The sequence below is a fragment of the Bifidobacterium phasiani genome (assembly GCF_019331775.1).
GTDB lineage: Bacteria > Actinomycetota > Actinomycetes > Actinomycetales > Bifidobacteriaceae > Bifidobacterium > Bifidobacterium phasiani.
In genome coordinates, this window is the sequence record NZ_JAHBBD010000053.1 from 1 (window position 1) to 1,046 (window position 1,046).

Consider the following 1,046-nt stretch of genomic DNA (forward strand, 5'->3'; position numbering starts at 1 on the left):
GGTGCGGGTTTGTTTGGTCTGACGGTGGCGCAGCAGGCGGTGGAGCGTGCGGGCGCCAGGGTGGAGATCGTCGAGGTGCGCGACCATATCGGCGGCAACGCGTACTCGTACATGGACGAGGAGACCGGCGCGGAGATCCACAGGTACGGGGCGCACCTGTTCCACACGAGCAACAGGAGGGTGTGGGAGTACGTGAACCGGTTCACGGGGTTCACGGACTACGTGCACCGCGTGTACACGACCCACAACGGGGAGGTGTTCCCGCTGCCGACGAACCTGGGGACGATCAACCAGTTCTTCCGCGCGCACTACACGCCCGACCAGGCGCGGGCGCTGATCGCCGAGCAGGCCGGCGAGCTGGCGGGCAGGGACCCGGAGAACCTCAACGACAAGGGCATCAGCCTGATCGGCCGGCCCCTGTACGAGGCGTTCATCAAGAACTACACGGCCAAGCAGTGGCAGACCGACCCCAGCGAGCTGCCCGCCTCGATCATCAGCCGTCTGCCGGTGCGGTTCAACTACGACAACCGGTACTTCAAGGACACGTGGGAGGGCCTGCCGAGGGACGGGTACACGGCCTGGTTCGAGCGGATGATCGACGACCCGCGCATCCATGTGTCGCTGAACGTCGATTTCTTCGACGGGTCCCAGCCGTTCAACAAGGAGGCGCTGAACGAGGCCGGCGTGCCGGTGGTGTACACGGGCCCGGTGGACCGGTACTTCGACTACGCGCTGGGCGACCTGAAGTGGCGCACGGTGGACTTCAAGGAGGTCCGCTACGACGAGGCGGACCATTTCGGCTGCCCGGTGATGAACTTCGCGGACGCGGACGTGCCGTACACGCGCGCGATCGAGTTCAAGAACTTCAACCCGGAGCGCCGGGACCGGCAGAACCCGGGGCGCACGGTGGTGTGGGAGGAGTACAGCCGGTTCGCCGAGCGCGGCGACGAGCCGTACTACCCGATCAACACCGAGGCCGACAAGGAGCTGTACGCGCGCTACGTCGAGCTGGAGAAGGACGTGCCGAACACCGTGTTCGGCGGCCG

General features: G+C 66.3%; 1 protein-coding gene. It reads left to right on the plus strand.

The window, feature by feature from the left end; translation table 11 throughout:
• Window positions 1-1,046, plus strand: a 1,046-nt coding sequence (locus KIH73_RS10755; RefSeq protein ID WP_219083382.1) for a UDP-galactopyranose/dTDP-fucopyranose mutase family protein, incomplete at both ends; no start/stop codon positions are given.